Annotated in this window: 1 protein-coding gene; it reads left to right on the forward strand. The window is 57.9% G+C overall.

What is annotated here, in order from left to right; all coding sequences use genetic code 11:
- Positions 1-296: asparagine synthase-related protein (locus GPA22_RS22465; RefSeq protein ID WP_246264649.1), on the forward strand; the 296-nt coding region annotated here is incomplete at its 5' end.
- Positions 297-442 lie beyond the last annotated feature (146 nt).

The following is a 442-nucleotide window of genomic DNA, read 5'->3' on the forward strand; positions in this document are numbered from 1 at the left end:
CTCTTCCACCGGGGATTCTGACGCGCAAGAAGATCGGCTTTCGCGTGCCAATTGAGGAGTGGTTTCGCGGTCCCTATCGCGAATTTATCTCCGATCTGCTGGTCAGTGATGGCGCGCGTGTGGCATCGTTCTGCAACAGGGATGTCTTGCGGCAGCTGGTCAACGAGCATCTCGCCCGCCGTCAAAACCACGAAAAGGTGCTTTGGTCTCTGGCAAACCTGGAGCTATTCCTGCGAGCCTTCAGGCCGTCAAGTCTGGAAACTCGAGCGAGGCATTCCGTTCGGGAGCCGATTTGAACGCCCCCGGAAAACCGGTCCAAACGATCAATCGACTACATCGCTCGTAGTCCCACCTTGCCATGTCGCGCGCGCTCTCCTGCCCGCCAGTTTCCGGTAAAGGCAGAGATACGCGCTACACATCGCGTCCAGCGAGAATTCCGTCT

Source organism: Aromatoleum toluvorans (assembly GCF_012910905.1).
GTDB classification, from domain to species: Bacteria; Pseudomonadota; Gammaproteobacteria; order Burkholderiales; family Rhodocyclaceae; genus Aromatoleum; species Aromatoleum toluvorans.